This window comes from Streptomyces sp. NPDC002324 (genome assembly GCF_053593335.1).
The window spans coordinates 1-24,164 of the sequence record NZ_JBSFCF010000011.1 but is presented as its reverse complement, the minus strand read 5'-3'; the positions used below and the strand labels follow the sequence as shown (position 1 = coordinate 24,164).

Sequence of the window (24,164 nt, the reverse complement as noted above, 5' to 3'; positions counted from 1 at the left end):
AATGTGCGGCTATGCGCTCAGACGTGTTACCGGTGTGTATTCCTCGGCTGTTCTTCGCTCACTCGCGTCCTCTTCGCTCATATGGCGACCAGGGCATACGTTTGTGTCGCGATCTCCAGTTCCTCGTCCGTCGGCACCACCGCGACCGCGACCCGCGCACCGGCCGGCGAGATCAGCCGGGGCTCATCGCTCCGTACGGCGTTCAGCTCGCCGTCGACCGCGAGGCCCAGCCCCTCCAGGCCCGCCACGGCGGCCTCCCGCACGGGCGCCGCGTTCTCGCCGACACCGGCGGTGAAGGCGAGAGCGTCCACCCGGCCGAGCACCGCGCAGTAGGCGCCGATGTACTTCTTCAGCCGGTGAATGTAGATGTCGAAGGCCAGCTTCGCCCGCTCGTCGCCCTCGTCGACGCGGCGGCGAATTTCCCGCATGTCGTTGTCGCCGCACAGTCCGATGAGACCGCTCTTCTTGTTGAGGAGAGTGTCGATCTCGTCCGTGGACATTTCGCCAACGCGCATCAAATGAAAGATGACGGCCGGGTCCAGGTCCCCGGAGCGCGTACCCATCACCAGTCCCTCCAAGGGCGTGAGCCCCATGGAGGTGTCCACGCACCGCCCGCCCTCGACCGCCGAGGCGGACGCCCCGTTGCCGAGGTGCAGCACGATCACGTTCACGTCCTCGGGCGCCCTGCCGAGCAGTGCGGCGGTGGCACGGGAGACGTACGCGTGCGAGGTGCCGTGGAAGCCGTAGCGCCGGATGCGGTGGGCGTCCGCGGTCTCCACGTCGATCGCGTAACGGGCCGCGGACTCCGGCATCGTCGTGTGGAACGCGGTGTCGAAGACGGCGACCTGGGGGAGGTCGGGCCGCAGGGCCCGGGCGGTGCGGATACCGGTGAGGTTGGCCGGGTTGTGCAGCGGCGCCACCGGGATCAGGCGCTCGATCTCGGCGAGGACGGTGTCGTCGACGACCGTCGGCTGCGTGAAGCTCTGCCCGCCGTGCACGACACGGTGCCCGATGGCGGCCAGCTCGGGGGAGTCGAGGCCGAGCCCGTCGGCCGCCAGCTCCTCGGCGACGGCCTTCAGGGCGGCCTCGTGGTCGGCGATCGGGCCGGTGCGCTCGCGGGAGACGCCGCCGTCGGTGAGCGGGGTGTGCTTCAGCCGGGAGTTCTCCTCACCGATCCGCTCGACCAGCCCCACGGCCAGCCGGCCGCTGTCGCGCATGTCGAGCAGCTGGTACTTCACCGAGGAGGAGCCGGAGTTGAGGACGAGTACGCGGGTGGCGGTCACGGTCTGCTTCCTGACGGGGTTCACTTGCCGGGGGTGCCGGGGGTGCCGGGGGTGCCGGGGGTGCCGGGGGTGCCGAGGGCGGCGGTGGTCTGCGCCTGGATCGCCGTGATGGCGACCGTGGTGACGATGTCCTGGACGAGCGCGCCCCGGGAGAGGTCGTTGACCGGCTTGCGCAGCCCCTGGAGCACCGGCCCGACCGCGAGCGCGCCCGCCGACCGCTGCACGGCCTTGTAGGTGTTGTTGCCGGTGTTGAGGTCCGGGAAGATCAGCACCGTCGCCTGGCCCGCGACCTCGGAGTCCGGCAGCTTCGTCGCCGCGACGCTCGGCTCGACGGCGGCGTCGTACTGGATCGGGCCCTCGATCAGCAGGTCGGGCCGCCGCGCGCGCACCAGTTCGGTGGCCTGGCGCACCTTGTCGACGTCGGCGCCCGAGCCGGACGTCCCCGTGGAGTACGACAGCATCGCGATCCGCGGTTCGACCCCGAACTGCCGTGCGGTGGCGGCCGACTGGACGGCGATGTCGGCGAGCTGCTCGGCGTTCGGGTCCGGGTTGACCGCGCAGTCCCCGTAGACGAGCACCTTGTCGGCGAGGCACATGAAGAAGACGGACGAGACGATGTCCGCGTCCGGCCTGGTCTTGATGATCTCGAAGGCGGGGCGGATGGTGGCGGCGGTGGAGTGCACCGACCCCGACACCATCCCGTCGGCGAGCCCCTCCTGGACCATGAGCGTGCCGAAGTAGTTCACATCGGACACCACGTCGTACGCCAGCTCGACGCTGATGTTCTTGTGGGCGCGGAACCGGGCGTACTTCTCGGCGAACATGTCCCGCCACGTGGAGGTCGCCGGGTCCACCAACTGGCTGTCGCCCAGGTCGATGCCCAGGTCGGCGGCCTTCTTGCGGATCTGTTCGACCGGGCCGAGCAGCGTGAGGTCGCAGACCCCGCGCCGCAGCAGCACCTCGGCGGCGTGCAGGACGCGTTCCTCGGTGCCCTCGGGCAGCACGACGCGGCGCTTGTCGGAGCGGGCCTGTTCGAGGAGGGTGTGCTCGAACATCATCGGCGTGACCCGGTCGCTGCTCGGCGCGGAGACCCGGCCCCGCAGCTCGGCGGTGTCGACGTACCGCTCGAACAGGCCGAGCGCGGTCTCCGCCTTGCGCGGTGTCACCGCGCTCAACTTGCCCTCCATGGAGAACAGTTCGGAAGCGGTGAGGAAGGAACCCGTCTCGACGGCGACCACCGGCGTGCCGGGCGCGAGCCGGGACGCGAGGGTCAGCACCTCCTCGCTGGGCCGCTCGTTCAGGGTGAGCAGCACACCGGCGATGGGCGGGGTGCCGGCGCTGTGGGCGGCGAGGGCGCCGACGACGAGGTCCGCGCGGTCGCCGGGGGTGACGACCATGCAGCCCGGGGTCAGGGCGTTGAGGAAGTTCGGCAGCATGGCCCCGCCGAAGACGAAGTTCAGCGCGTCGCGGGCGAGGCCCGCGTCGTCGCCGAGGAGGACCTTGCCGCCCAGGGCGTGGGTGATCTGGGCGACGGTGGGCGCGGCGAGCGCCGGCTCGTCGGGCAGGACGTAACAGGGCACGGGCAGGGGCAGCCGGGAGTCGCCGAGCCGCTCGGCTATCTCGGTGCGGTCGGCGGGCGGGACCCGGTTGACGACCATGGCGAGCACGTCGCAGCCGAGGCTCTCGTAGGCGCGGAACGCGTTGTGCGTCTCGGCGGCCACGGAATCGGCGGGCTGCTTGCGGCCGCCGACGACCGGGATGACGGACGCGCCGAACTCGTTGGCGAGCCGGGCGTTGAGGGAGAGCTCGTCCGGGAACTGGGTGTCGGCGAAGTCCGTACCGAGGACGAGGACGACGTCGAAGTCGCGCGCGACGGCGTGGAACCGGTCGACGAGCGTCGACACCAGCTCGCCCGTGCCGTGCTCGGCCTGGAGGGTGGACGCCTCGTGGTAGTCCATGCCGTACACGGTCGCCGGGTCCTGGGTGAGCCGGTACCGTGCGCGCAGCAGATCGAAGAGCCGGTCCGGTCCGTGGTGCAGCAGCGGCCGGAACACCCCCACCCGGTCGACCTGGCGGGTCAGGAGCTCCATGACCCCCAGCTCGACGACCTGGCGGCCGTCGCCGCGGTCGATCCCGGTCACGTACACGCTGCGCGTCACGTGTGCTCTCCGTTTCATGTGGGACGTGTAGGACGTGTGGTGCGGTTGGTGGGGGTTCGGCCGACAGGGGTGAAAATCACCGTCGCGGCGGACAGAAACCCTCTTGACAATACCCCTGGCCATGGATAAGGCGCCCATCAGCCCGTCGTGGTGCCGGGTGGGGGCGGACGGGCGCGGCGACCCCCTGGGAGCCGTGAAACAATCGGACTGGCTCATAAGTACCAGCACCGAGCAGGACCGATCAGGACGATCAGGAGACACAGCACGATGCGTATCGGAGTTCTCACCGCAGGCGGCGACTGTCCGGGCCTGAACGCAGTGATCCGGTCGGTCGTGCACCGAGCGGTCGCCCAGTACGGCGACGAGGTCATCGGATTCGAGGACGGCTACGCCGGCCTCCTCGACGGCCGCTACCGCACCCTCGACCTGGATTCCGTCAGCGGCATCCTGGCCCGCGGCGGCACCATCCTCGGCTCCTCGCGCCTCCAGCGCGACCGCCTCCGTGAGGCCTGCGAGAACGCCCAGGACATGGCGCACCAGTTCGGTATCGACGTACTGATCCCGATCGGCGGCGAGGGCACGCTGACGGCGGCGCGGATGCTGTCGGACGCGGGCCTGCCGGTGGTCGGCGTCCCGAAGACCATCGACAACGACATCTCCTCGACGGACCGCACCTTCGGCTTCGACACGGCCGTCGGGGTCGCCACCGAGGCGATGGACCGCCTGAAGACGACCGCCGAGTCCCATCAGCGGGTGATGGTGGTCGAGGTGATGGGCCGCCACGCGGGGTGGATCGCGCTGGAGTCGGGCATGGCGGCGGGCGCGCACGGCATCTGTCTGCCCGAGCGCGCGTTCGACCCGGCCAGCCTGGTGAAGATGGTCGAGGAGCGGTTCGCCCGCGGCAAGAAGTTCGCGGTCATCTGTGTCGCCGAGGGCGCCCACCCGGCCGAGGGCTCGATGGACTACGGCCACGGCGAGATCGACCAGTTCGGCCACGAGCGCTTCCAGGGCATCGGCGCGGCCCTGGCGTACGAGCTGGAGCGACGCCTCGGCAAGGAGGCCAAGCCGGTCATTCTCGGTCACATCCAGCGGGGCGGCACCCCGACCGCGTACGACAGGGTGCTCGCCACGCGCTTCGGCTGGCACGCGGTCGAGGCCGCGCACCGGGCCGACTTCGGCCGGATGACCGCGCTGCGCGGCACCGACGTGGTGATGGTGCCGCTGGCGGAGGCCGTGACCGAGCTGAAGACGGTGCCGAAGGACCGGATGGACGAGGCGGAGTCGGTGTTCTAGACCGGTTGCCGGTGAGGAGGGCGTCCCGGCCCCTTCAGGGGGCCGCCGTTCTGCGCACGAGTGCCCAGAAGTGGCCGACGACGTGGTCCAGGTAGTCACGGCCCGCGTCGCCCGAGTCGGTGGCGGCGGTGCCGTTGGCCCAGGTGAGGGTGGCGGTCATCAGGTTCTGGTAGTCGGTGTGCATCTCCCGCAGGACGTCCTCCAGCAGACGCCGGTCGAGGTGTCTGTCGAGGGCCAGCAGCTTGAGGGCGGGCCGCACTTGCGCCTGCCAGCGGGTGGTCACCGCGCTGTGCAGAAGTTCCCTGAGCCGTGCCTCGCGTCCGGTGGCGACGACGAGTTCGGGGATCGTGAGGTCGAGTGCGACGCCGAGGGCGGCGCACTGGCGGTCGGTGCCGCTCCAGTCCTCGCTCTCCTCCATCCCCAGATACGCGGAGAGTTCGAGCCCGACCGCGCGGGCGACGTCCTCGGCGGCGATCCCCCGGGCCGTGCGGTGCTCGCGCACGGTCCGGGGCGCGCCGATGAGTTCGCTGGTCGAGCACCACAACACACCGGCGAGCGCGCTGAGTTCGGGGCCGGTGGGCGCGATGCCGGCGCGCTCCCAGGCGGCGACCAGGTCCGGGGTGACATGGGGGAGCCCGTACGAGGAGCGCATGCCGTACGCGACGTGCTCGGGCCCCATGCCGAGGGCGATACGCAGTCGCCGGGCCGCGGGGGCGTTGAAGGGCGGAGTGGGAGTGTCGGCTGTCCGGGATTCCGGGGGCGGCTGGTGGAGCTGCCGTTCGGGTTCGTGGGCTGAACGTCGGTGCACGCGCACACCGTAGGACCGCGCGGCGCCGGTGACTACGGGCTGTTCGGCCACAATCACGGATGGTGGGACTCCATGCCCGGTGAGAAAGCTGTGACTCCCGGGTTCCGGGGGCCTCGGCGCGGATGCCCGGGTAGGAATGACCGCATGACGAAGCTGGACGGACACATACGCGAGCGCCTACTGGCGCCGAACTTCTGGCACTTGGCGACGGTCGGGCCGGACGGGGCGCCTCAGGTATCACCCATGTGGGTGGACATCGAGGCCGTCGGCGACACCGAACACGTCATGGTCAACACCTCCGTGGGGCGGGTGAAGGAGGAGAACCTGCGCCGCAACCCGCTGGTGTCCCTGTCCCATCACGACCCCGACGACCCCTACGACCGGGCCGAGATCCGGGGGCGGGCGGTGCGGTTCGTGGAGGGTGACGAGGCGCTGCACGCCATGGACCGGCTCACCCGCAAGTACATCGGGCAGGAGCGGTATCCGTGGCTGCTGCCCGGGGAGCGGCGGCTGATGATCCTGATCGAACCGCTGCGGGTGCGGCGGGTCGTGGGCGTGGAGCCGTTCCGCGCGGGGGTGCTGCCGCAGGAGTGAGGGGGGAGGGGACCTGAGGCCGGCCGCGGAAGCCGGCCGGCCTCACCCCTTGACCGCCCCGCCCAGCGCGAACCCGCCGCCCAGCCGCCGGGCCACCGCCACGTACAGCAGGATCACCGGCGTCGAGTAGATCACCGAGAACGCCGCCAACTGGCCGTAGACCACCGTCCCCCGGTTCCCGAAGAACTCGTTGACGCTGACGGCCGCCGGCATCTGTTCCGGGGTGAGCAGCAGCATGAACGGGACGAAGAAGTTCCCCCACATCATCACGAACGAGAAGACGGTCACCACGGCGACGCCCGGTCCCATCAGGGGAAGCACCACCCGCAGCAGTGACTGGAACGACGACGCGCCGTCCGTCCACGCCGCCTCCTCCAGTTCCTTCGGCACCCCGTCCATGAAGTTCTTCATCAGCCAGATCGCGAACGGCAGTTGGGAGGCGGCGAAGAAGAAGATCGTGCCCTGCATGGTGTCGATCAGGTTCACCTGGACGAACAGCGCGTACACCGGAACCATGATCGCGGTGATCGGGAGGCTCGTCGCGAAGAGGATCGTCAGCAGGAAGGGGCGGTTCAGACGGGAGCGGAAGCGGGAGAGCGGGTAGGCCGCCAGAGCCGCGCACACCACGGTCAGCGCCGTCCCTCCGCCGCACAGGAGCAGGCTGTTGAGCAGCGGCGTGAAGGTGATGTCGGAGGTCAGGACGGCGTCGAAGTTGTCGAGGGTCACGCCGTCGGGGACCTTCACCCTCAGGTCCGCACGCGGATCCACGGACGACAGGACCACCCAGGCCAGCGGGAGCACGAAGGCCGCGGCGACGACGAGGAGGCCGGCGTCGGCGGCCAGACGGTGGCGGACCGCGCGGCGGGAGACGGGGGCCCGGGTCTTCGGGGCCACGGGACTCACACCTCCGTCCGCAGCAGGCGCAGATAGAGCACCGAGAACAGCGAGCCCACCACCAGCAGCAACAGCGCCACCGCGGTGCCGTAGCCGATCATGCTCTTCTGGAACGCCTCCTCGTACATGAACAGGGGCAGGGTCTGGCTCCGGCCACCGGGGCCGCCTCGCGTCATCACCCAGATCAGGCCGAACACGGACAGCGTCTGCAGGGTGATGAGCATCAGGTTGGTGCCGATGGAGCGGCGGATCATCGGGAGCGTGATGTGCCACATGCGGCGCATGCCGCTCGCGCCGTCGACCTCCGCCGCCTCCGTGATCTCCTTCGGGATCTCGTTCAGGGCCGCCGAGTACACCAGCATCGAGAACGCCGTGCCCCGCCAGACGTTCGCGAACGACACGGCCAGGATCGGAAGCGTGTAGAGCCAGTTCTGGGACGGGAGACCGAGCCAGTCCAGGAGCGCGTTCAGCGTCCCCTCACGGCGGAAGAACGCGTAGAGGAGGAAGCCGGCGACGACCTCCGGCAGGACCCAGGCCGTGACGACGATGCCACCGACCAGCGTGCGCACGGGTTTCGAGGCGCGCCGCATCAGGGCGGCCAGGGCCAGGCCGAGGGTGTTCTGGCCGACCAGGGCCGAGACCACCGTGAAGACCAGGGTGAGCCGGACCGCGTTGAGGAAGGCCTCGTCCCCGAACGCCGTACGGAAGTTCTCGAAGCCGACGAAGGAGTCCTCGGCCTGGCCGGTGAGCTGGAGGTCGGTGAAGGCGATGTAGGCGCAGTAGCCGATGGGGCCGGCGAGGAAGAGGAGCAGGAGGACGGTGGCGGGGGTGAGGGGGAGGGCCCGGGTGAACGCCCGGAACGCGGGGCGGGGCGGTCCCTTCGCGGCCGGCCCCTTCATGCGCGGGGGCTCATTCCTCGATCACCTGGTCGTCCGTGGCCGCCCGCAGTTCCTCGGCGTAGTTCTCGGCCGCCTCGGACACGGACGCGTCGCCCGTCGTCACGGATTCCATCGCTTCCTGGATGGCCGTGGAGACCTTGGGATAGGCCGGGTACGCCGGGCGGTAGTGCGTGCTCGACACCAGGTCCGTGAAGAACTCGATGCCGGGCTGGGCCTTGGCGTACGCCGGGTCCTCGGCGACGTCCTTGCGGACCGCGATCCCCGAGTTGGCGATGTACCACTTCCGGGCGTTGGCCTTCGACTGCATGGTCTTGATGAACTCGAAGGCGAGATCGGGGTTCCCCGCCTTGTCGGGGATCGCCCAGGTCCAGCCGCCGGACATGCTCACCTTGCCGGGGGACTGGCCGTGCTGGGTGGGCATGGGGGCGAGGCCGAGCTTCTCCGACCACTGGGGCCATGCGTGGCCGCTGCCGGGCAGCCAGTCCTGGGGGAGCCAGGAGCCGTCGAGGTTGATGCCGAGCCTGCCCTCGGGAAGGAGTTCACCGCGCACCCGGGTCGCGATGTTGGGGTCGAGGGCGTCGGAGACCTCCGGGCCGAGCTTCTCCTTGTAGACCGTCTCCACGAAGCCGAGGGCGTCCTCGAAACCCTGGGTGCCGGCCTTCCACTTCTTCGACCTCTCGTCGTACAGCGGGTCGCCCGCCCCGGCGGCGGTGGCGCCCTCCGTGCCGTAGAGGAGCATCTCGAAGCCCTGCATGGTCGCCGCCTCGCCCGCCGGTTTCCCCGTGTAGACGTTCAGGGGGATGACGTCGGGGACCTTCCGCTTGATCGTGCGGGCCGCGTTCAGGACGTCGGCCCAGGTCTTCGGCCGCCAGTCCGCCGGCAGGCCCGCCTTCTCGAAGACCGCCTTGTCGAACCACAGCCCGCGGGTGTCCGTGCCGTCCGGGATGCCGTACGTCTTCCCGTCCTCGGCCTTCGCCGCCGCCTTGGCCGTGTCGATGAACTGGTCCCAGTCCTTCCAGTCGGCCAGATAGTCGTCCAGGGGCCGCAGATAACCGCTCGTGATGTCCGAGTTGATGAGGAAGGTGTCCTCGTAGACCAGGTCCGGTGCCGTCTTCGGCGACCGCAGCATCTGCTGGACCTTGGTGTAGTACTCCGAGTCCGGGGCCTTGATCGGGACGAGCTTCACCTTCTTGCCCGGATTCGCCTTCTCGAACTGCTTCTTGACGTCGGCGAGGAAGGTGTCCATCACCCGGACCTGGTTGTCCGTGGACTGCTTGTAGGAGACCTCCACGGTGTCCGGGTCACCGCCGGAACCGCCGCCGCAGGCCGTGAGGACGCCGGGAGCGGTGATCGCCAGAGCCGCGGTGAGGAGGAGACGGAGGGGGGATCGGTGGGGGCGGGGTGCGGTGGGGCGCACGGGCACGACCTCCTGCTGGCTACGTCGTTGTGGCCTTGGGTGGTGCCCGGTGACGGTACGAGGAATGGTCTAGTCAGGTCAATGCGTCTGCACCGATCCCCGGACGACCGCGGAGATCCGCCGGAAGGGCCCTACCCCTTCACCCACCGGTACTGCAGTTCGGGCCGCCCCACCTGGCCGTACTGCGGACTCCGCGCCGCCCGCCCCGCGTCCACCAGGTGCTCCAGGTACCGGCGGGCCGTGATCCGGGAGATGCCGACCGCCTCCGCGACGCCGGCCGCCGTCAGGCCCTCGCCCGCGTCGCGCAGGGTCACCGTCACCCGCTCCAGGGTCGGCGCGCTCAGCCCCTTCGGCAGGGCCGCCGGGCCCGGGGCCCGCAGGGTCGCCAGGGCGCGGTCCACCTCGTCCTGGCCGCTCGCCTCGCCGGCCGCCGCGTGGAACTCGGCGTAGCGGACCAGACGGTCGCGCAGGGTCGCGAACGTGAAGGGTTTCAGGACGTACTGGACCACGCCCAGCGACACGCCCTCGCGCACCACCGTCAGGTCCCGGGCCGACGTCACCGCTATCACGTCCGCGTGATGGCCGGCCGCGCGCAGGGAGCGGGCCAGCTGCAGACCGTGCACGTCCGGGAGATGCAGGTCCAGCAGCAGCAGGTCCACCGGCATACGGTCCAGCGCGCGCCGCGCCTCCGCGCCCGTGTGCGCCTTGCCGACCGCCGTGAAGCCGGGGACACGGCCGACGTACATCATGTGCGCGTCGGCGGCCACGGGGTCGTCCTCGACGACCAGGACTCTGATGGGATCGGCACCGGTCATACGTCGTCGCCTCCAGCCACAGTGGCCCGAGGGGCCTGGACAGCCTTGTCCCGCACGGCCGGGACCGTCCGGTCGTCGCCGCCCGCGCCCAGCGGCAGCCGCACCTCGAACCGGGCCCCGCCCCCGGGCGCCTCCGACACGGTCAGCGTTCCGCCGTGGCGGCGCGCGGTCTGCCGTACGAGGGCCAGACCCAGCCCCCGGCCGCCGGGGCCCGCGGGCTTCGTCGAGAAGCCGCGCTCGAACACGGCCTCCGCGTGGGCCGGGTTGATGCCGCTGCCGGTGTCCGACACCCGCAGCACCAGCACGGGGTCGTCCACCGGTCCGTCCGCCGGGTCCGTCTCGTCCGTGTACGCCGTCACCGTCACCCTCGCCCCCACCGAACCCTGCGCCGCGTCCACCGCGTTGTCGATCAGGTTGCCCAGGACCGTCACCAGGTCACGCGAGGGCAGCGACTGAGGCAGCAGGCCGTCGTCGATACGGCTGTCCTCGGACACCACCAGCTCGACGCCCCGCTCGTTCGCCTGGGCGGCCTTGCCCAGCAGCAGGGCGGCCAGCACCGGTTCGCTCACCGCCGCGACGACCTTGTCCGTGAGGGCCTGCGCCAGTTCCAGTTCCGCCGTCGCGAAGTCGATCGCCTCGTCCGAGCGGCCCAGTTCGATGAGCGACACGACCGTGTGGAGACGGTTCGCGGCCTCGTGCGCCTGCGAGCGCAGCGCCTCGGTGAAACCGCGCTCGGAGTTCAGCTCGCCCGTGAGGGACTGCAGTTCCGTCACGTCCCGCAGCGTGACCACCGTGCCCCGGCGCTGGCCTCCCGACACCAGGGAGGTGTTCACCACGAGCACCCGTTCGGCGGTGAGGAGGACCTCGTCCACCCGGGGCTCGGAGGACAGCAGGGCGCCCGTCAGCGGGGCCGGCAGGTTCAGGTCCGCCACCGAGCGGCCGACCACGTCCTGCGTCACCCCCAGCAGCTCCCGGGCCCCGTCGTTGATGAGCGCCACCCGGTACTGCCCGTCGAGCATCAGCAGGCCCTCGCGCACGGCGTGCAGGGCGGCCTGGTGGTAGTCGTGCATCTGGCTCAGCTCGGCGGCGTTCATGTTGTGCGTGTGGCGGCGCAGGCGGGCGTTGACGACGTAGGTGCCCATGCCGCCGAGGGCCAGCGCACCGAAGGCGACGCCCACGAGGGCCGTGAGCTGTTCCTGGACCCGGTCGCTGATCGCCTGGACCCGGATACCGGCACTGACCAGGCCGATGACCTTGCCGTTCTCCATGATCGGGGTGACCGCGCGGACCGACGGGCCGAGGGTGCCCGTATAGGTCTCGGTGATCGAACCGCCCTGCCGCGCCTTCTCTATGTGGCCGAGGAAGTGCTCACCGATCCGGTCGGGGTCGGGGTGCGTCCAGCGGATGCCGTCGGGGGTCATGATCGTCACGAAGTCGACGCCGGCGTGCCGCTGCACCTCGGTGGCGTACGGCTGGAGGCGCCCGGTGGGATCGGCGGTGTGGATCGCCGCCCGGACCGAGGGGGCGTCGGCGACGGTGGCCGCGACGGCGAGGGCCTGGCGGGTTCCCGCCTCCTCCGCCTGCGAGCGGTCGCTGACGTAGGTGAACAGCGCGTATCCGGCCAGGAGGGCGGCGATGAGCACCGCCTGCACGGCGAAGAGCTGGCCGGCCAGGCTGCGGGGGCGGAGGCGGTGCGGGACGCGCATGGCAACAGTCTGCACGCACGGGTTGGCGTGAACTAAATGAACGGAAGGGTGACCGCCCTCACAGGGCGGGGGATAGTCAGCGCATCGGGTCGTCCAGCACACGGACACCGACAGGGAGTACGACTCCCGCACAGGGACCTCGACCCCGAGCCGCCGGGAGCCCGTCTCCCACCCCAGGGAGGCACCTCTCCCACCACCGGGAGCCCCCAGCTCCCACCGCCGGAAGCCCCCAGCCTTCGGCCGGAAGCCCGCCGGCTTCCACCGCCGGGAGCCCGGCTCCCACACCCCACGGGAGCCCCGCTCCCACCGCCGCCGGAAGTCCCCCAGCTGCCGGCTCCGGGAGCCCGCCGGCTCCCGACCCCGGGAGCCGGTCTCCCACCCGGGAACCCGCCGGTTCCCACCCTGGGAGACCGTCTCCCGAATTCCCCCGGTCGTGAGCCGCACGCCGGAACAGCGAGCCGACGACGTCGTCGACGAGGAGGGCAGCCGTGGCCAGCAGCACCCATACGGCACCTACCGCTCCCGCCAAGCGGGACCGCACCCACTACCTGTACATCGCCGTGATCGTGGCTGTGGCCCTCGGCATCGCCGTGGGCCTCATCGCCCCGGACTTCGCCGTCGAGCTGAAGCCCATCGGCACCGGTTTCGTGAACCTGATCAAGATGATGATCTCGCCGATCATCTTCTGCACGATCGTGCTGGGCATCGGCTCCGTACGGAAGGCCGCGAAGGTCGGCGCCGTCGGCGGTATCGCCCTCGCCTACTTCACGGTGATGTCGCTGGTCGCCCTCGGCATCGGCCTGGTCGTCGGCAACATCGTCGAGCCGGGCACCGGCCTCGCGGTCACCGACGCGATCAAGGAGACCGGCCAGGCGCAGGTGTCGGCCGAGGCCAAGGACACCACCGAGTTCCTGCTCGGCATCATCCCGACGACGATCGTCTCCGCCTTCACCGGCGGCGAGGTCCTCCAGACGCTGCTCGTCGCCCTGTTCGCGGGCTTCGCGCTCCAGGCCATGGGCGACTCCGGTCAGCCGATCCTGCGCGGTGTCGAGCACATCCAGCGCCTTGTCTTCCGCATCCTCGCGATGGTGATGTGGGCCGCCCCGATCGGTGCCTTCGGCGCCATCGCGGCCGTGACCGGTTCCGCGGGCATCGACGCCCTCAAGAGCCTCGCCGTGCTGATGCTCGGCTTCTACGTCACCTGCTTCCTCTTCGTCTTCATCGTGCTCGGCGCGCTGCTGAAGGCCGTCGCCGGCATGAACATCCTCACGCTCTTCAAGTACCTGGGCCGTGAGTTCCTGCTCATCCTGTCCACCTCCTCCTCCGAGTCGGCGCTGCCGCGCCTCATCGCGAAGATGGAGCACCTGGGTGTCAGCAAGCCCGTCGTCGGCATCACCGTCCCGACCGGCTACTCCTTCAACCTCGACGGCACCATGATCTACATGACCATGGCGTCCCTGTTCATCGCCGACGCCATGGGTACGCCGATGTCGGTCGGGGAGCAGATCCCGCTGCTGCTCTTCCTGCTGGTGGCCTCCAAGGGCGCGGCCGGTGTCACCGGCGCGGGTCTGGCCACCCTCGCGGGTGGTCTGCAGTCCCACAAGCCGGCCCTGGTGGACGGTATCGGCCTCATCGTCGGCATCGACCGCTTCATGAGCGAGGCCCGCGCCCTCACCAACTTCGCGGGCAACGCGGTCGCCACGGTCCTCATCGGTACCTGGACCAAGGAGATCGACAGGGAGCGCGTGGACCAGGTCCTCGCCGGTCAGCTGCCCTTCGACGAGAAGACGCTGCTGGACGACGGGCACGGTGCCGCGGCGCCCGCGGCCGAACCCGACGGCGAGAAGGAACTCGCCAAGGCGTGACGCGCCCCGGAGGGGCCCACGGCCCCCGAGAACCCCGTACGGCCGGGTCCTCCCCCCGTAGACCCGGCCGTACGGTTCCAGGACACACAACTGAAGAGCTTCCCAGAACACCGAGCGGCCAGGTCCTCCCCCTATAGACCTGGCCGCTCGGCTTTTTGCCGTCGTGGGTGCGCGGGCTTTCCCTGACGTCGGCGTCAAGGAATACCGTCCTCGTATGCGCATCGGGGAGCTGGCGGAACGCGCCGGGACGACGACACGGGCCCTGCGGTACTACGAGGCGCGGGGGCTGTTGCCCGCGCGGCGGGCCGGGAACGGGTACCGGACGTACGACGAGGCGGATCTGAGGCTGCTGCGGCAGATCCGGACGCTGCAGGACTTCGGGTTCGACCTGGAGGAGACGCGGCCGTTCGTGGAGTGTCTGCGGGCGGGGCATCCGGAGGGTGACTCGTGCCCGGCGTCGCTGGCGGTGTACCGGCGGAAGCTGGACGAACTCGACGCGCTGATCGGTGAGTTGGCGGCCGTGCGGGCGTCGGTCGGCGAGCAGCTGGCGCGGGCCGAGCGGGCGCGGGAGCGGCTGGCGGCCGAGGCGGAGGTTCCGGGGGGCCCGGAGCCGGAGTGTGAACTGGGAGGCGGACAGCTGTGATCAGGGCGGCCGGTGTGGCAGAGGTGACGGACGCGGACTTCGAGGCGGAGGTGATCGGGGCGGAGCTGCCGGTGCTGGTGGAGTTCACGGCCGACTGGTGTCCGCCCTGCCGGCAGATGGGGCCGGTGCTCAGCGCCCTCGCCGCCGAGGAGGGCGGGCGGCTGAAGGTGGTGCAGCTGGACGTGGACACCAGTCCGGAGACCACCAACGCCTACCGGGTGATGTCGATGCCGACGTTCATGGTGTTCAAGGGCGGTGAGCCACTGAAGTCCATGGTCGGCGCGCGGCCGAAGCGGCGGCTGCTGGAGGAAATCGCCGACGTGCTCTGAAGTTCCGATCCGGCGATCCGACGGCCTGAACGGAAAATCCCCCGAGCAATTGCGCTCGGGGGATTTTCTTGCGTATATTTAATGGTTCGCGACTTCAATCAGATGGAGCCGCAAAGAAGTTCAGTGAGCACAGTATATCGGGGCGGGAGTGGAAGTGTCAAACACCGGCTATTCGCACGATGAATTGCGGCGGGAGCAGGAATTCATCGACGGGGTGTATGCCCGCGTGGACGCCCTGCGCGGTGAGACCGAGGGCTCGGTCACGGACGCGCTCGCCCAGGGCAACACACCCATGCAGGCCCGCCTGGAGCGGGACATCCTCGTCGCCGAGCGCTCGGGGCTGCTGGCCGCGCTGAACGCCGTCGACGGTTCGCTCTGCTTCGGCCGGCTCGACCTCGCCGACGGGGGCGTCCACCACATCGGCCGCATCGGGCTGCGGGAGGACGACACCGAGCGCACCCCGATCCTCATCGACTGGCGCGCCGACGTCGCCCGCCCCTTCTACCTCGCCACCGGCCACACCCCGATGGGTCTGCGCCGCCGTCGCCACCTCACCACCGAGGGCCGCCGGGTGACCGCCCTGCACGACGAGATCCTCGACCTCGGCGACGCCACCCGCACCGGCTACGAGGACCCCACCGGCGACGCCGTCCTGCTCGCCGCCCTCGACTCCGCCCGCACCGGCCGCATGGGCGACATCGTGCAGACCATCCAGGCCGAGCAGGACCGCATCATCCGCGCCCCGCACCAGGGCGTGATGGTCGTCGAGGGCGGCCCCGGCACGGGCAAGACCGCCGTCGCCCTGCACCGGGCCGCCTTCCTCCTCTACGAGCAGCGCGAACTCCTCGCCAAGCGCGCCGTCCTCGTCGTCGGCCCCAACCCCGCCTTCCTCGGCTACATCGGCGAGGTGCTCCCCTCGCTGGGCGAGACGGGCGTCCTGCTGTCCACCGTCGGCGAGCTGTTCCCCGGCGTACGGGCGACCGCGGCCGACACCCCGGCGGCGGCCCGCGTGAAGGGCGGCGCCGCCATGGCCGAGGTGCTCGCGGCCGTCGTACGGGACCGGCAGACACTGCCCGACCCGGTGATCGCCATCGAGCACGACCGGGAGATCCTCATGCTCGACGACGACCTCGTCCGGGTCGCCCGCGAGCGCACCCGCGAGGCGAAACTCCCGCACAACGCGGCCCGTGAGTACTTCGAGGGCCACATCCTCAACACCCTCACGGAGATGGTCGCCGAACGCATCGGCACCGACCCGTACGACGGCTCCAACCTCCTGGACGCCAGTGACATCACCCAGATCCGCGACGAGCTGGCCGAGAACCCCGAGGTCTGGGCCGCCATCGGCCGGCTGTGGCCCCGGATCACCCCGCGCCGCCTGATCGCCGACTTCCTCGCCGAGCCGGACGCGTATCTCTCCCCGGGGGAGGCCGACGCCGTACGCCGTCCGGTCACCCGGGCATGGACCGTCGCCGACGTGCCCCTGCTCGACGAGGCCGCCGAACTGCTCGGCGAGGACGACCGGTTGGCGCGGGCACGGGCCGAGCGCGAGCGGGAGACACAGATCGCGTACGCGCAGGGCGTGCTGGAGGTGTCGTACGCCTCCCGGACGTACGAGTTCGAGGACAAGGAGGACAGCGACCCCGACGGCTCGGAGGTGCTGTCCGCGCACGACATCATCGACGCCGAGCGGTTCGCCGAGCGGCACGAGGAGGACGACCACCGCAGCGCGGCCGAGCGGGCGGCCGCCGACCGGACGTGGGCGTTCGGGCACATCATCGTCGACGAGGCGCAGGAGTTGTCGCCGATGGCCTGGCGGCTGCTGATGCGGCGCTCCCCGACCCGCTCGATGACCCTCGTCGGCGACCCGGCCCAGACCGCGGAGGCCGCGGGCGTCGGCTCCTGGGCCGACATCCTCGCCCCGTACGTCCAGGACCGCTGGGAGCACACCCGGCTCGGCGTCAACTACCGCACCCCCGCCGAGATCATGGCCGTCGCGGCCGCGGTCGTCCGCGCCGAGCGGCCGGACTTCGAGCCGCCCAGCTCCGTACGGTCCACGGGCGTACGGCCGTGGGCGCGGCGCGCGGCGGCGAAGGAGCTGCCCGCAGAGGTTGCCAGGGCGGCGGCCGAACTGACCCCGGCCGAGGGGCGGCTCGCCGTCATCGCGCCGCGCGAACTGCACCGGGCGCTCGCGGCCCGGCTGGACGGGGTGACGGCGGGTGCGGAACCCGACCTGACCAGGACCGTCGTCCTCCTCGACCCCCGGCAGGCCAAGGGCCTGGAGTTCGACTCCGTCCTCGTCGTCGAGCCGGGGCGCCTCGGCACCAGCGATCTGTACGTCGCGCTGACCCGGGCGACCCAGGCGCTCGGCGTCGTCCACGCGGAGGACCTGCCCCGGGCGCTCGGGGAGGAACTGACGGCGGCGTGAAGCCGACGGCGGGAGCCGTCTGCCTGCTAGCGGGCAGACGGTGTTCCCGTCACCGTCACCACAGGTGCATCGGGGATCACCAACCCGTAACAGTTCTCGTCATCGTCACTGCTTGTGCACGGTTCATGCGGTATGCGTGTCGGTCATGGAAACACATCCGTTCGCGGCCGCTCCCGCCGGTGGCCCCGGCCTGGAATCGCTGCGCGTGGAGCCGTTGCTGACCTCGGAGTTCGACGCGGACCCGGGCGGCGTCTACGAGCGACTGCGGAGCACATACGGTCCCGTGGCACCGGTGGGGCTGCTGGGCGTCCCGGCGTGGCTGGTTCTCGACTACCGCGAGGTGCTGGAGGTCCTGCGCAACGACACCGTCTGGCGGCGCGACGTGCGGCACTGGCGGGCGCGGGCGGAGGGGCGGCTGCCGAAGGACTGGCCGCTCCTCGCCGGGTACGAGGTCCGGCAGACCATGTTCTTCGACGACGAGGAACACCGGCGCGCCCGGCTGAGCCACCACTCGGCGCTGCGCCCCTTCCAGGACGGCCACTCGCCCGAGGGCTGGGAACTGCGGGCGGCCGTCGCACGCTACGCCGACGAGCTGATCGCCGTGCTCGCGGCCGAGTCCGGGACCACCGGGTTCGCCGATCTCGCGGCGCAGTACACCCGGCCGCTGCTCCTCATGGTGACGACCAAGCTGTTCGGGTGCCCCGTCGAACTCGGCGACGAGATGGTCATGGACCTGTGGCGGATGCTGGACGGCGGGCCGGACGCGGGACCGGCCACCGAACGGTCGCTGGGCGCGATGATCCGGCTGGCGGCTCATCGGCGCTCGCGTCCCGGGGAGGACCTGACCTCCTACATGCTGCTGTCCGACCCCTCGCTGAGCGACGAACAGCTGGGCCGGGAGCTGTTCATGAACGCGGTCTATCTGAACGACATCACCGGGAACATGGTCTGCAACACGCTGCTGGAGGTGCTGCGGGGCAACGCCACGGTCCGCCGCAGCCTGTCCGACGGGCAGCTGGGGGAGACCGTGAACAGGGCGGCGCTGGCGAATCCGCCGACGGCCAATCTCTGCTTCCGCTTCGCGGCGCGTGATGTGCGGCTGGGGAACTACCTGATCCGGGCCGGTGACATCGTCTCGCCGTCGGTGGCGGCCGCGCACCGGGACCTGCTCGCGGTCGGCTCCTCCCACATCGTCGACTCCACGATCAGTACGCGGGCGCATCTGGCGTGGGGGGCTGGGCCGCACCAGTGCCCCAGCGCCGCCCGGGAGTTGGCGGGGACGATCGTGACGACCGCGGTCGGGCGGATCTTCGATCACTTCGCGCGGGCGGAGCTGACTCTGCCGCCGGACCAGCTGCCGTGGCGGTCGGGACCGGTGGTGCGGGGCCTGCGGCTGCTGCCGGTGCGGTACGAACTCGCGGAGCACAGCGCGGCTCGGGGGGCCGTGGGGCGGCGGGAGCCGGACGGGGGCGGGGGTGTGCCGTCCGCGGTGCCGCCGGGGACCCCGTCGGTGGAGCGGGCGACTCCGTCGGTGGAGCCGGTGGGGGAGCGGGTCGGGAGTGGGTTGCTGGGGGCGTTGCGGCGGATGATGTTCGGGGGGCGGAGGGGCGGCTGACCGGCGATCGGGGGGCCTTCGGCTGCCGCTTCGGTGGGGGCCGGTCGCGCAGTGCCCCGCGCCCCTGGAAGCTCAGGCCCCTCGGGCCTGAAAAGCATGGGGCGCAGCCCCTGGTTTTCAGGGGCGCGGGGAACTGCGCGACAAGCCCCATCGGGCCTGCGGACAAACTCAGGCCGGGCGGAGCCAGACCGTGGACAGGGGCGGCAGCGTGACGCGGATGCTGGCCGGGCGGGCGTGCCAGGGGTGGGCGTCGGGTTTCACCGGCGCGGAGGTCGTGGCACCGGTCCCCCCGTAGGCCTCCGCGTCCGTGTTGAGCACCTCGCGCCAGGCCGGGACGTCCTCGGGGACACCCAGCCGGTACTCCTGCCGGACGACCGGGCTGAAGTTGGACACGGCCAGCAGGGGAGTACCGTCCTCGGCGAACCGCAGGAACGCCAGGACGTTGTCGTCCGCGGAGTCACCCGTGATCCAGGAGAACCCGGCGGGCCGGGTGTCCTGCTGCCAGAGGGCCGGGGTGTCGCGGTAGGTGGTGTTGAGGTCACGGACCAGGTCACGCACCCCCCGGTGGTCGGCCTCGGCGCCGTACGCGGGATCGAGCAGCCACCAGTCGGGCCCGTGCGCCTCCGACCACTCCGCGCCCTGGGCGAACTCCTGGCCCATGAAGAGGAGTTGCTTGCCGGGGTGGGCCCACATGAAGCCCAGGTAGGCCCGGTGGTTCGCCCGCCGCTGCCACCAGTCGCCCGGCATCTTCGACACCAGTGAGCCCTTGCCGTGCACGACCTCGTCGTGGGAGATCGGCAGAACGTAGTTCTCGCTGTACGCGTACACCATCGAGAAGGTCATCTCGTGATGGTGGTGCTTGCGGTGGACGGGGTCCTTGGCCATGTAGTCCAGCGAGTCGTGCATCCAGCCCATGTTCCACTTCAGGCCGAAGCCGAGACCGCCGAAGCCGCCGGGGCCGGTGTGGTGGGTGGCGCGGGTGACGCCGTCCCAGGCCGTGGACTCCTCCGCGATCGTCACGACGCCCGGCACCCGCCGGTACACCGTCGCGTTCATCTCCTGGAGGAAGGCGACCGCGTCCAGGTTCTCCCGGCCGCCGTGCTCGTTCGGCGTCCACTGGCCCGGCTCGCGGGAGTAGTCGAGGTACAGCATCGACGCCACGGCATCCACCCGCAGCCCGTCGATGTGGTACTCCTCGCACCAGTACACGGCGTTCGCCACCAGGAAGTTGCGCACCTCGCGGCGGCCGTAGTCGAACTCCAGCGTCCCCCAGTCGGGGTGCGCCGCCCGCAAGGGGTCCGCGTGCTCGTACAGCGGACGCCCGTCGAACTCGGCCAACGCCCAGTCGTCCCGCGGGAAGTGGGCCGGCACCCAGTCCATCAGCACCCCGATCCCGGCCCGGTGCAGGGCGTCGACCAGGTACTTGAAGTCGTCGGGGGTGCCGAGGCGGGCGGTCGGGGCGTAGAAGCCGGTGACCTGGTAGCCCCAGGAGCCGCCGAAGGGATGCTCGGCGATCGGCAGCAGCTCGACATGGGTGAAGCCGAGGTCGGAGACGTACGCCGGGAGCTGTTCCGCCAGCTGCCGGTACGTCAGGCCCGGTCGCCAGGACGGCAGATGGACCTCGTAGACCGAGAACGGCGCCTCGTGCGCGGGGGCCTTGGTCCGCCGGGCCAGCCACTCCTCGTCGCTCCACTCGTACCGCGAGGCGTGGATGACGGACGACGTGTTCGGCGGGACCTCCGTGCGGCGGGCCATCGGGTCGGCCCGGAGCGTCTTCGACCCGTCCGGCCGGGTGATCTCGAACTTGTACAGCTCGCCCTCGCCGATCCCGGGCACGAACAGCTCCCACACGCCCGAGGAGCCCAGCGAACGCATCGGGTACCCCGTGGCGTCCCAGAAGTTGAAGGTCCCGGCCAGGCGCACGCCGAGCGCGTTCGGCGCCCACACGGTGAAGCGGGTGCCGGTCACGCCCTGGTGGGTCATCGGCTCGGCGCCGAGTGCCTTCCACAGCTCCTCGTGCCGGCCCTCGTTGATCAGATGCTGGTCCAGCTCACCGATCGCGGGCAGGAAACGGTACGCGTCCTCCGTCTCCTGCACGGTGCCCTCGTACGACACCAGCAGCCGGTACGCCCCCGGCACCTCCCGCAACGGCAGCAGCGCGGAGAAGAAGCCGCCCCCGTCGTCGTGCAGCTCCGCCCGCAGCGAGTCCACCACCACACTCACGCCCAGCGCGTAGGGCCTGAACGCCCGGATCACCACACTCCCGGGCACGGGGTGGGCCCCCAGCACGGAGTGCGGCGCGTGATGGGTCCCGGCCAGCAGCCGCTCGCGATCGGCGCCGTCCATCGCGGGGGAGACGACGGGGTGGGCGACGGCGGGGTCGTCCTGGGGAACACCGGGCGGCTCGGGGGTGTCCTGCCGGGGGACCGACGGCTGCGGGGCCGACGGCTCGGCGGCGCTCTGCTCGGGGACCACCGGCTCGGCGGAGGCCTGCTGGGGCAGCACGGCCTCCGGGGCCGGTGCGTCGGCCGGCACCGGTGGGGGAGGGGCCGCCCCGGCGCCCGGCGGGAGGGCGGGGACCAGCACCGGGGTCTGCGCCCTCTCCGACTGCCGCGGCGTCCGCACGGCCCTCTTCGCGGCGGTGCGCCTGGCGGCGGCCTCGGTCGTGACAGCCTCCCCGGACGTGGACGCCTCGACGGCTGCCCCCTCGGCGGCTGCCTTCTTGACGGCTGCCTTCTTGACTCCCGCCTTCTTGGCGGCCGTCTTCTTCGAGCCTGTGGCTTTCGTGGCGGCCTTCGTCGACGCGGCGGGTTTCGCCACGGCGGTCTTCGCGGCGGTGGCTTTCGCGACAGCGGTCCGGGTGGCGGTGGTGGCGGGCTTCGCGGTGACGGCTTTCTTCCCCACGGTCCTCTTCGCCACGGCCGTGTCCGTGACGGCCTTCTTCGCCGCGGTCTTGTTCGTGACCGCCTTCTTCGCCACCGCCTTCTTCGCCACAGCCTTCTTTGCCACGGCCTCGGCCTTCTTCGCCGTGGATTTCGTCGTGGTGGCCTTCTTCGCCGGAGCCTTCTCGGCCACGCCCTCGCGCTCGGCAGCCTTGATCGGCGCCGACGTCCCTGCGGCCGGCTCGCCCTCGATCGGCTCCTTCGCCGCCGGTGCCCCCTCGCCGGCCTTCTCGGCCGCCGCCTTGACCTCGGCGGCCTTGACGCCCGCCGTCTTCCTGGGCTTCCGCGTCCCGCCGGCCGTCCGCACCGGCTGCGGTGTCTCCTCGGCAGCGGCGGTCGTAGCGCTGCCGGCAGACGCGGTCGTCGCTTTCTTCGTCGCCGCCTTTTTCGTCGCCGTCTTCTTCGCGGTCGCCTTCTTCGCCACGGCCTTCTTCGCGGTCGTCTTCTTCACGGCCGTCTTCTTCACCGGGGCGGGCCCCTCGTCGGCGGGGCCGGTGGGCTGGGTGCTGTCGTCGGACGGCGGGCGGGGTGTCACAGGTACTGCCTCCTCGGCAGGGCTGGGCTGGGGTGGTGTCAGGGGGTGTCGGCGTTGGGGTCCGTGGCGAGCCGGTGCACGGCGGCCAGGGGGACCGGTAGCCAGTCGGGGCGATGGCGGGCCTCGTAGAGGACCTCGTACACGGCCTTGTCGGTCTCGTAGGCGCGCAGCAGCACGGGATCCGTACGGGGGTCGGCCCCGGCGACGTCCGCGTAGCCGGAGCAGTACGCGGCCCGGCAGGCGGTCGCCCAGTCGGCGGCCGGGGGCTGGAGGGAGTGCGCGGCGTAGTCGAAGGAGCGGAGCATGCCGGCGACGTCACGGGCGACGGGCTGCGGCATCCGCCGCTCGGCCAGCGGCTTCGACGGCTCGCCCTCGAAATCTATGAGCGACCACTCCCCGGAGGGCGCGCGGAGGCACTGCCCGAGATGGAGGTCGCCGTGTATGCGCTGGGCGGTCCAGGTGCGCCCCTCGGCGGCCAGGTCGGCGAGCGCCTCGAAGGCCGTGTGCAGACCGGGGGCGTACGGCCGCAGCGCGGGTACGGCCTGCGCTGCGGACTCCAGGCGGCCGGTCATCCCGTCGACCAGCGACTCCAGCTGCTGTCGGCCCAGGGTGACCGTCGGCAGGGCCCGCGCCAGCGCGGTGTGCACCTCGGCGGTCGCCCGGCCCAGCGCCCGCGCCTCGGCGGTGAAGTCCTCACCCTTCGCCAGCATGCTCAGCGCCAGTTCCCAGCCGTCGGCCGCGCCGTGCAGGAACGGCTGGAGGACGCCCAGGACGTGGTGGCCGTCGGCGCCGGCGCCCCGGTCCAGCTCCGCCACCATCCAGGCCACCGGCGCGGGTACCCGGGGGCAGCCCTCCAGGGACAGCTCCCTCGGCAGTTCCAGGTCGGGGTTGTCGCCGGGCACGACCCGGCGGAACAGCTTCAGAATGAACGTATCGCCGTAGACGAGCGAGGAGTTGGACTGCTCCGAGGTGATCAGGCGGGGCACCAGGCCCTCGGGGATGTCGTGCCGGGTGTCCCGCCCGCAGCGCAGCTCCCCGACGTGCGCCTCGGTCCGCATCGCCTCCAGGAGGACATCGGCCAGGCGGGGGTCGTGCAGGGCCTCGTACACCGTGCGTCCGGCCAGGGGCCCCTCGGCCACGTGCCCGATCAGCGCGGGCGCCAGCCGCGGCGGGAGCGTCTCGCGTACGCCGAGCAGCAGTTGGTAGCAGTCGCCGGGGTGGGCCGGGGCCCCCTGGGACGGCACGAGCGGCTGGTGGGCGCGGACGAGCAGGTGGAGCAGCCCGGCCTTGGCGGTGCCGGCGGGCAGCAGTTCGGTGGCCGACATCAGGCTGAACCCGGCGACCGGCCGGCCCTTCCCCGCGAACCAGCGCTGCCGTGGCAGCCACTCCCGCAGCAGCGGCTCCAGGGAGAGGAGCAGCCCGGGGGCGGGCTCCGTGGCGGGCGGTGGAGCAGGACTTGGCGCGGTGGGGTGCGTGGCGGCTTCCGACATGGCCTCGCGTCCTTTCCCCGGGGGCGGGGTGTTCCTGTCTGCGTGCCCCGGGCGGGCCGGGAGAAACCGGCCCGCCCGGGGTTCGGGTCGGGCTTACACGGCGTCCTTCCGCAGGCGGAACCAGTAGAAGCCGTGGCCCGCGAGGGTGAGGAGATAGGGGAGTTCACCGATGGCCGGGAAGCGCACTCCGCCGATGAGTTCGACGGGGTGGCGCCCTTCGTAGGCGCGCAGATCGAGTTCGGTGGGCTGCGCGAAACGCGAGAAGTTGTTCACGCACAGCACCAGGTCGTCCCCGTCCCCCTCGGTCGAGGGCGCCTCCCTGAGGAAGGCGAGGACGGCCGGGTTCGACGACTGCAGCTCGGTGTAGCTGCCGAGGCCGAACGCCGGGTTCTGCTTGCGGATCTCGATCATCCGGCGGGTCCAGTGCAGCAGCGACGAGGGTGATGACA

General features: G+C 71.3%; 18 protein-coding genes. 7 read left to right on the top strand and 11 right to left on the bottom strand.

Features of this window, described 5'->3' with window-relative positions; all coding sequences use genetic code 11:
* Window positions 1-77: 77 nt before the first annotated feature.
* Together ACWCRJ_RS16840 and pta are read right to left on the bottom strand one after the other, a co-directional pair.
* The gene (locus ACWCRJ_RS16840) at window positions 78-1,283 is read right to left on the bottom strand and encodes an acetate kinase (RefSeq protein ID WP_450939989.1); all 1,206 of its coding nucleotides are present in this window, start codon (window positions 1,281-1,283) and stop codon (window positions 78-80) included.
* Between the two features lie 20 nt (window positions 1,284-1,303).
* The gene (gene pta / locus ACWCRJ_RS16835) at window positions 1,304-3,442 is read right to left on the bottom strand and encodes a phosphate acetyltransferase (protein ID WP_450939988.1); all 2,139 of its coding nucleotides are present in this window, start codon (window positions 3,440-3,442) and stop codon (window positions 1,304-1,306) included.
* Between the two features lie 267 nt (window positions 3,443-3,709).
* Between pta and ACWCRJ_RS16830 the strand changes: the two genes are divergently transcribed.
* The gene (locus ACWCRJ_RS16830; RefSeq protein ID WP_450939987.1) at window positions 3,710-4,735 is read left to right on the top strand and encodes an ATP-dependent 6-phosphofructokinase; all 1,026 of its coding nucleotides are present in this window, start codon (window positions 3,710-3,712) and stop codon (window positions 4,733-4,735) included.
* A 34-nt stretch (window positions 4,736-4,769) separates the two neighbouring features.
* Here ACWCRJ_RS16830 and ACWCRJ_RS16825 read toward each other — a convergent pair whose 3' ends face one another.
* Entirely contained in the window at window positions 4,770-5,543 is a 774-nt protein-coding gene (locus ACWCRJ_RS16825; protein WP_450939986.1) for a helix-turn-helix domain-containing protein, read from the bottom strand.
* A 144-nt stretch (window positions 5,544-5,687) separates the two neighbouring features.
* Here ACWCRJ_RS16825 and ACWCRJ_RS16820 point away from each other — a divergent pair, with 144 nt between their 5' ends.
* Entirely contained in the window at window positions 5,688-6,137 is a 450-nt protein-coding gene (locus ACWCRJ_RS16820) for a PPOX class F420-dependent oxidoreductase (RefSeq protein WP_450939985.1), read from the top strand.
* 42 nt (window positions 6,138-6,179) lie between these two features.
* On the opposite strand, the gene ACWCRJ_RS16815 is transcribed toward ACWCRJ_RS16820, so the two are convergent.
* The 5 genes from ACWCRJ_RS16815 to ACWCRJ_RS16795 form a co-directional block, all read right to left on the bottom strand.
* Entirely contained in the window at window positions 6,180-7,031 is an 852-nt protein-coding gene (locus ACWCRJ_RS16815) for a carbohydrate ABC transporter permease (protein ID WP_450939984.1), read from the bottom strand.
* 5 nt (window positions 7,032-7,036) lie between these two features.
* Entirely contained in the window at window positions 7,037-7,930 is an 894-nt protein-coding gene (locus ACWCRJ_RS16810) for a carbohydrate ABC transporter permease (protein WP_450939983.1), read from the bottom strand.
* 10 nt (window positions 7,931-7,940) lie between these two features.
* Window positions 7,941-9,353 carry an extracellular solute-binding protein gene (locus tag ACWCRJ_RS16805; protein WP_450939982.1) on the bottom strand — a complete coding sequence of 471 codons (1,413 nt, stop codon included), beginning with the start codon at window positions 9,351-9,353 and terminating at the stop codon, window positions 7,941-7,943.
* A gap of 125 nt (window positions 9,354-9,478) precedes the next feature.
* Window positions 9,479-10,162, bottom strand: coding sequence for a response regulator (locus ACWCRJ_RS16800; RefSeq protein WP_037695526.1), 684 nt, complete (start codon window positions 10,160-10,162; stop codon window positions 9,479-9,481).
* Entirely contained in the window at window positions 10,159-11,868 is a 1,710-nt protein-coding gene (locus tag ACWCRJ_RS16795; RefSeq protein WP_450939981.1) for an ATP-binding protein, read from the bottom strand. Before ACWCRJ_RS16795 ends, ACWCRJ_RS16800 begins: the two co-directional genes overlap by 4 nt.
* Before the next feature lie 488 nt (window positions 11,869-12,356).
* Between ACWCRJ_RS16795 and ACWCRJ_RS16790 the strand changes: the two genes are divergently transcribed.
* The 5 genes from ACWCRJ_RS16790 to ACWCRJ_RS16770 all read left to right on the top strand — a co-directional run bounded on the left by ACWCRJ_RS16790 (window position 12,357) and on the right by ACWCRJ_RS16770 (window position 18,748).
* Entirely contained in the window at window positions 12,357-13,733 is a 1,377-nt protein-coding gene (locus tag ACWCRJ_RS16790; protein ID WP_450939980.1) for a cation:dicarboxylate symporter family transporter, read from the top strand.
* A gap of 214 nt (window positions 13,734-13,947) precedes the next feature.
* Window positions 13,948-14,376, top strand: coding sequence for a MerR family transcriptional regulator (locus ACWCRJ_RS16785; protein WP_046919036.1), 429 nt, complete (start codon window positions 13,948-13,950; stop codon window positions 14,374-14,376).
* A 14-nt stretch (window positions 14,377-14,390) separates the two neighbouring features.
* The gene (locus tag ACWCRJ_RS16780; protein WP_046919038.1) at window positions 14,391-14,705 is read left to right on the top strand and encodes a thioredoxin family protein; all 315 of its coding nucleotides are present in this window, start codon (window positions 14,391-14,393) and stop codon (window positions 14,703-14,705) included.
* 184 nt (window positions 14,706-14,889) lie between these two features.
* Complete coding sequence (locus tag ACWCRJ_RS16775; RefSeq protein WP_450940144.1) at window positions 14,890-17,133, top strand: HelD family protein; 2,244 nt, start codon at window positions 14,890-14,892, stop codon at window positions 17,131-17,133.
* A gap of 145 nt (window positions 17,134-17,278) precedes the next feature.
* Window positions 17,279-18,748: a cytochrome gene (locus tag ACWCRJ_RS16770; protein ID WP_450939979.1), complete on the top strand. Its 1,470-nt coding sequence runs from the start codon at window positions 17,279-17,281 to the stop codon at window positions 18,746-18,748.
* A gap of 168 nt (window positions 18,749-18,916) precedes the next feature.
* Here ACWCRJ_RS16770 and glgB read toward each other — a convergent pair whose 3' ends face one another.
* From glgB to ACWCRJ_RS16755, 3 genes are all read right to left on the bottom strand, one after another.
* Window positions 18,917-22,225: a 1,4-alpha-glucan branching enzyme gene (gene glgB, locus ACWCRJ_RS16765; RefSeq protein WP_450939978.1), complete on the bottom strand. Its 3,309-nt coding sequence runs from the start codon at window positions 22,223-22,225 to the stop codon at window positions 18,917-18,919.
* 38 nt (window positions 22,226-22,263) lie between these two features.
* Window positions 22,264-23,715, bottom strand: coding sequence for a maltokinase N-terminal cap-like domain-containing protein (locus ACWCRJ_RS16760; RefSeq protein ID WP_450939977.1), 1,452 nt, complete (start codon window positions 23,713-23,715; stop codon window positions 22,264-22,266).
* 93 nt (window positions 23,716-23,808) lie between these two features.
* Window positions 23,809-24,164 (bottom strand): alpha-glucosidase C-terminal domain-containing protein (locus tag ACWCRJ_RS16755; protein WP_450939976.1); only part of this gene is annotated, 356 nt, incomplete at its 5' end.

Bases quoted from the DNA above. Each gene is read 5' to 3' on its own strand.
- ACWCRJ_RS16830 (WP_450939987.1), top strand. From the start codon at position 3,710: ATGCGTATCGGAGTTCTCACCGCAGGCGGCGACTGTCCGGGCCTGAAC.
- ACWCRJ_RS16820 (WP_450939985.1), top strand. From the start codon at position 5,688: ATGACGAAGCTGGACGGACACATACGCGAGCGCCTACTGGCGCCGAAC.
- ACWCRJ_RS16810 (WP_450939983.1), bottom strand. From the start codon at position 7,930: ATGAAGGGGCCGGCCGCGAAGGGACCGCCCCGCCCCGCGTTCCGGGCG.
- ACWCRJ_RS16800 (WP_037695526.1), bottom strand. From the start codon at position 10,162: ATGACCGGTGCCGATCCCATCAGAGTCCTGGTCGTCGAGGACGACCCC.
- ACWCRJ_RS16795 (WP_450939981.1), bottom strand. From the start codon at position 11,868: ATGCGCGTCCCGCACCGCCTCCGCCCCCGCAGCCTGGCCGGCCAGCTC.
- ACWCRJ_RS16785 (WP_046919036.1), top strand. From the start codon at position 13,948: ATGCGCATCGGGGAGCTGGCGGAACGCGCCGGGACGACGACACGGGCC.
- ACWCRJ_RS16770 (WP_450939979.1), top strand. From the start codon at position 17,279: ATGGAAACACATCCGTTCGCGGCCGCTCCCGCCGGTGGCCCCGGCCTG.
- ACWCRJ_RS16760 (WP_450939977.1), bottom strand. From the start codon at position 23,715: ATGTCGGAAGCCGCCACGCACCCCACCGCGCCAAGTCCTGCTCCACCG.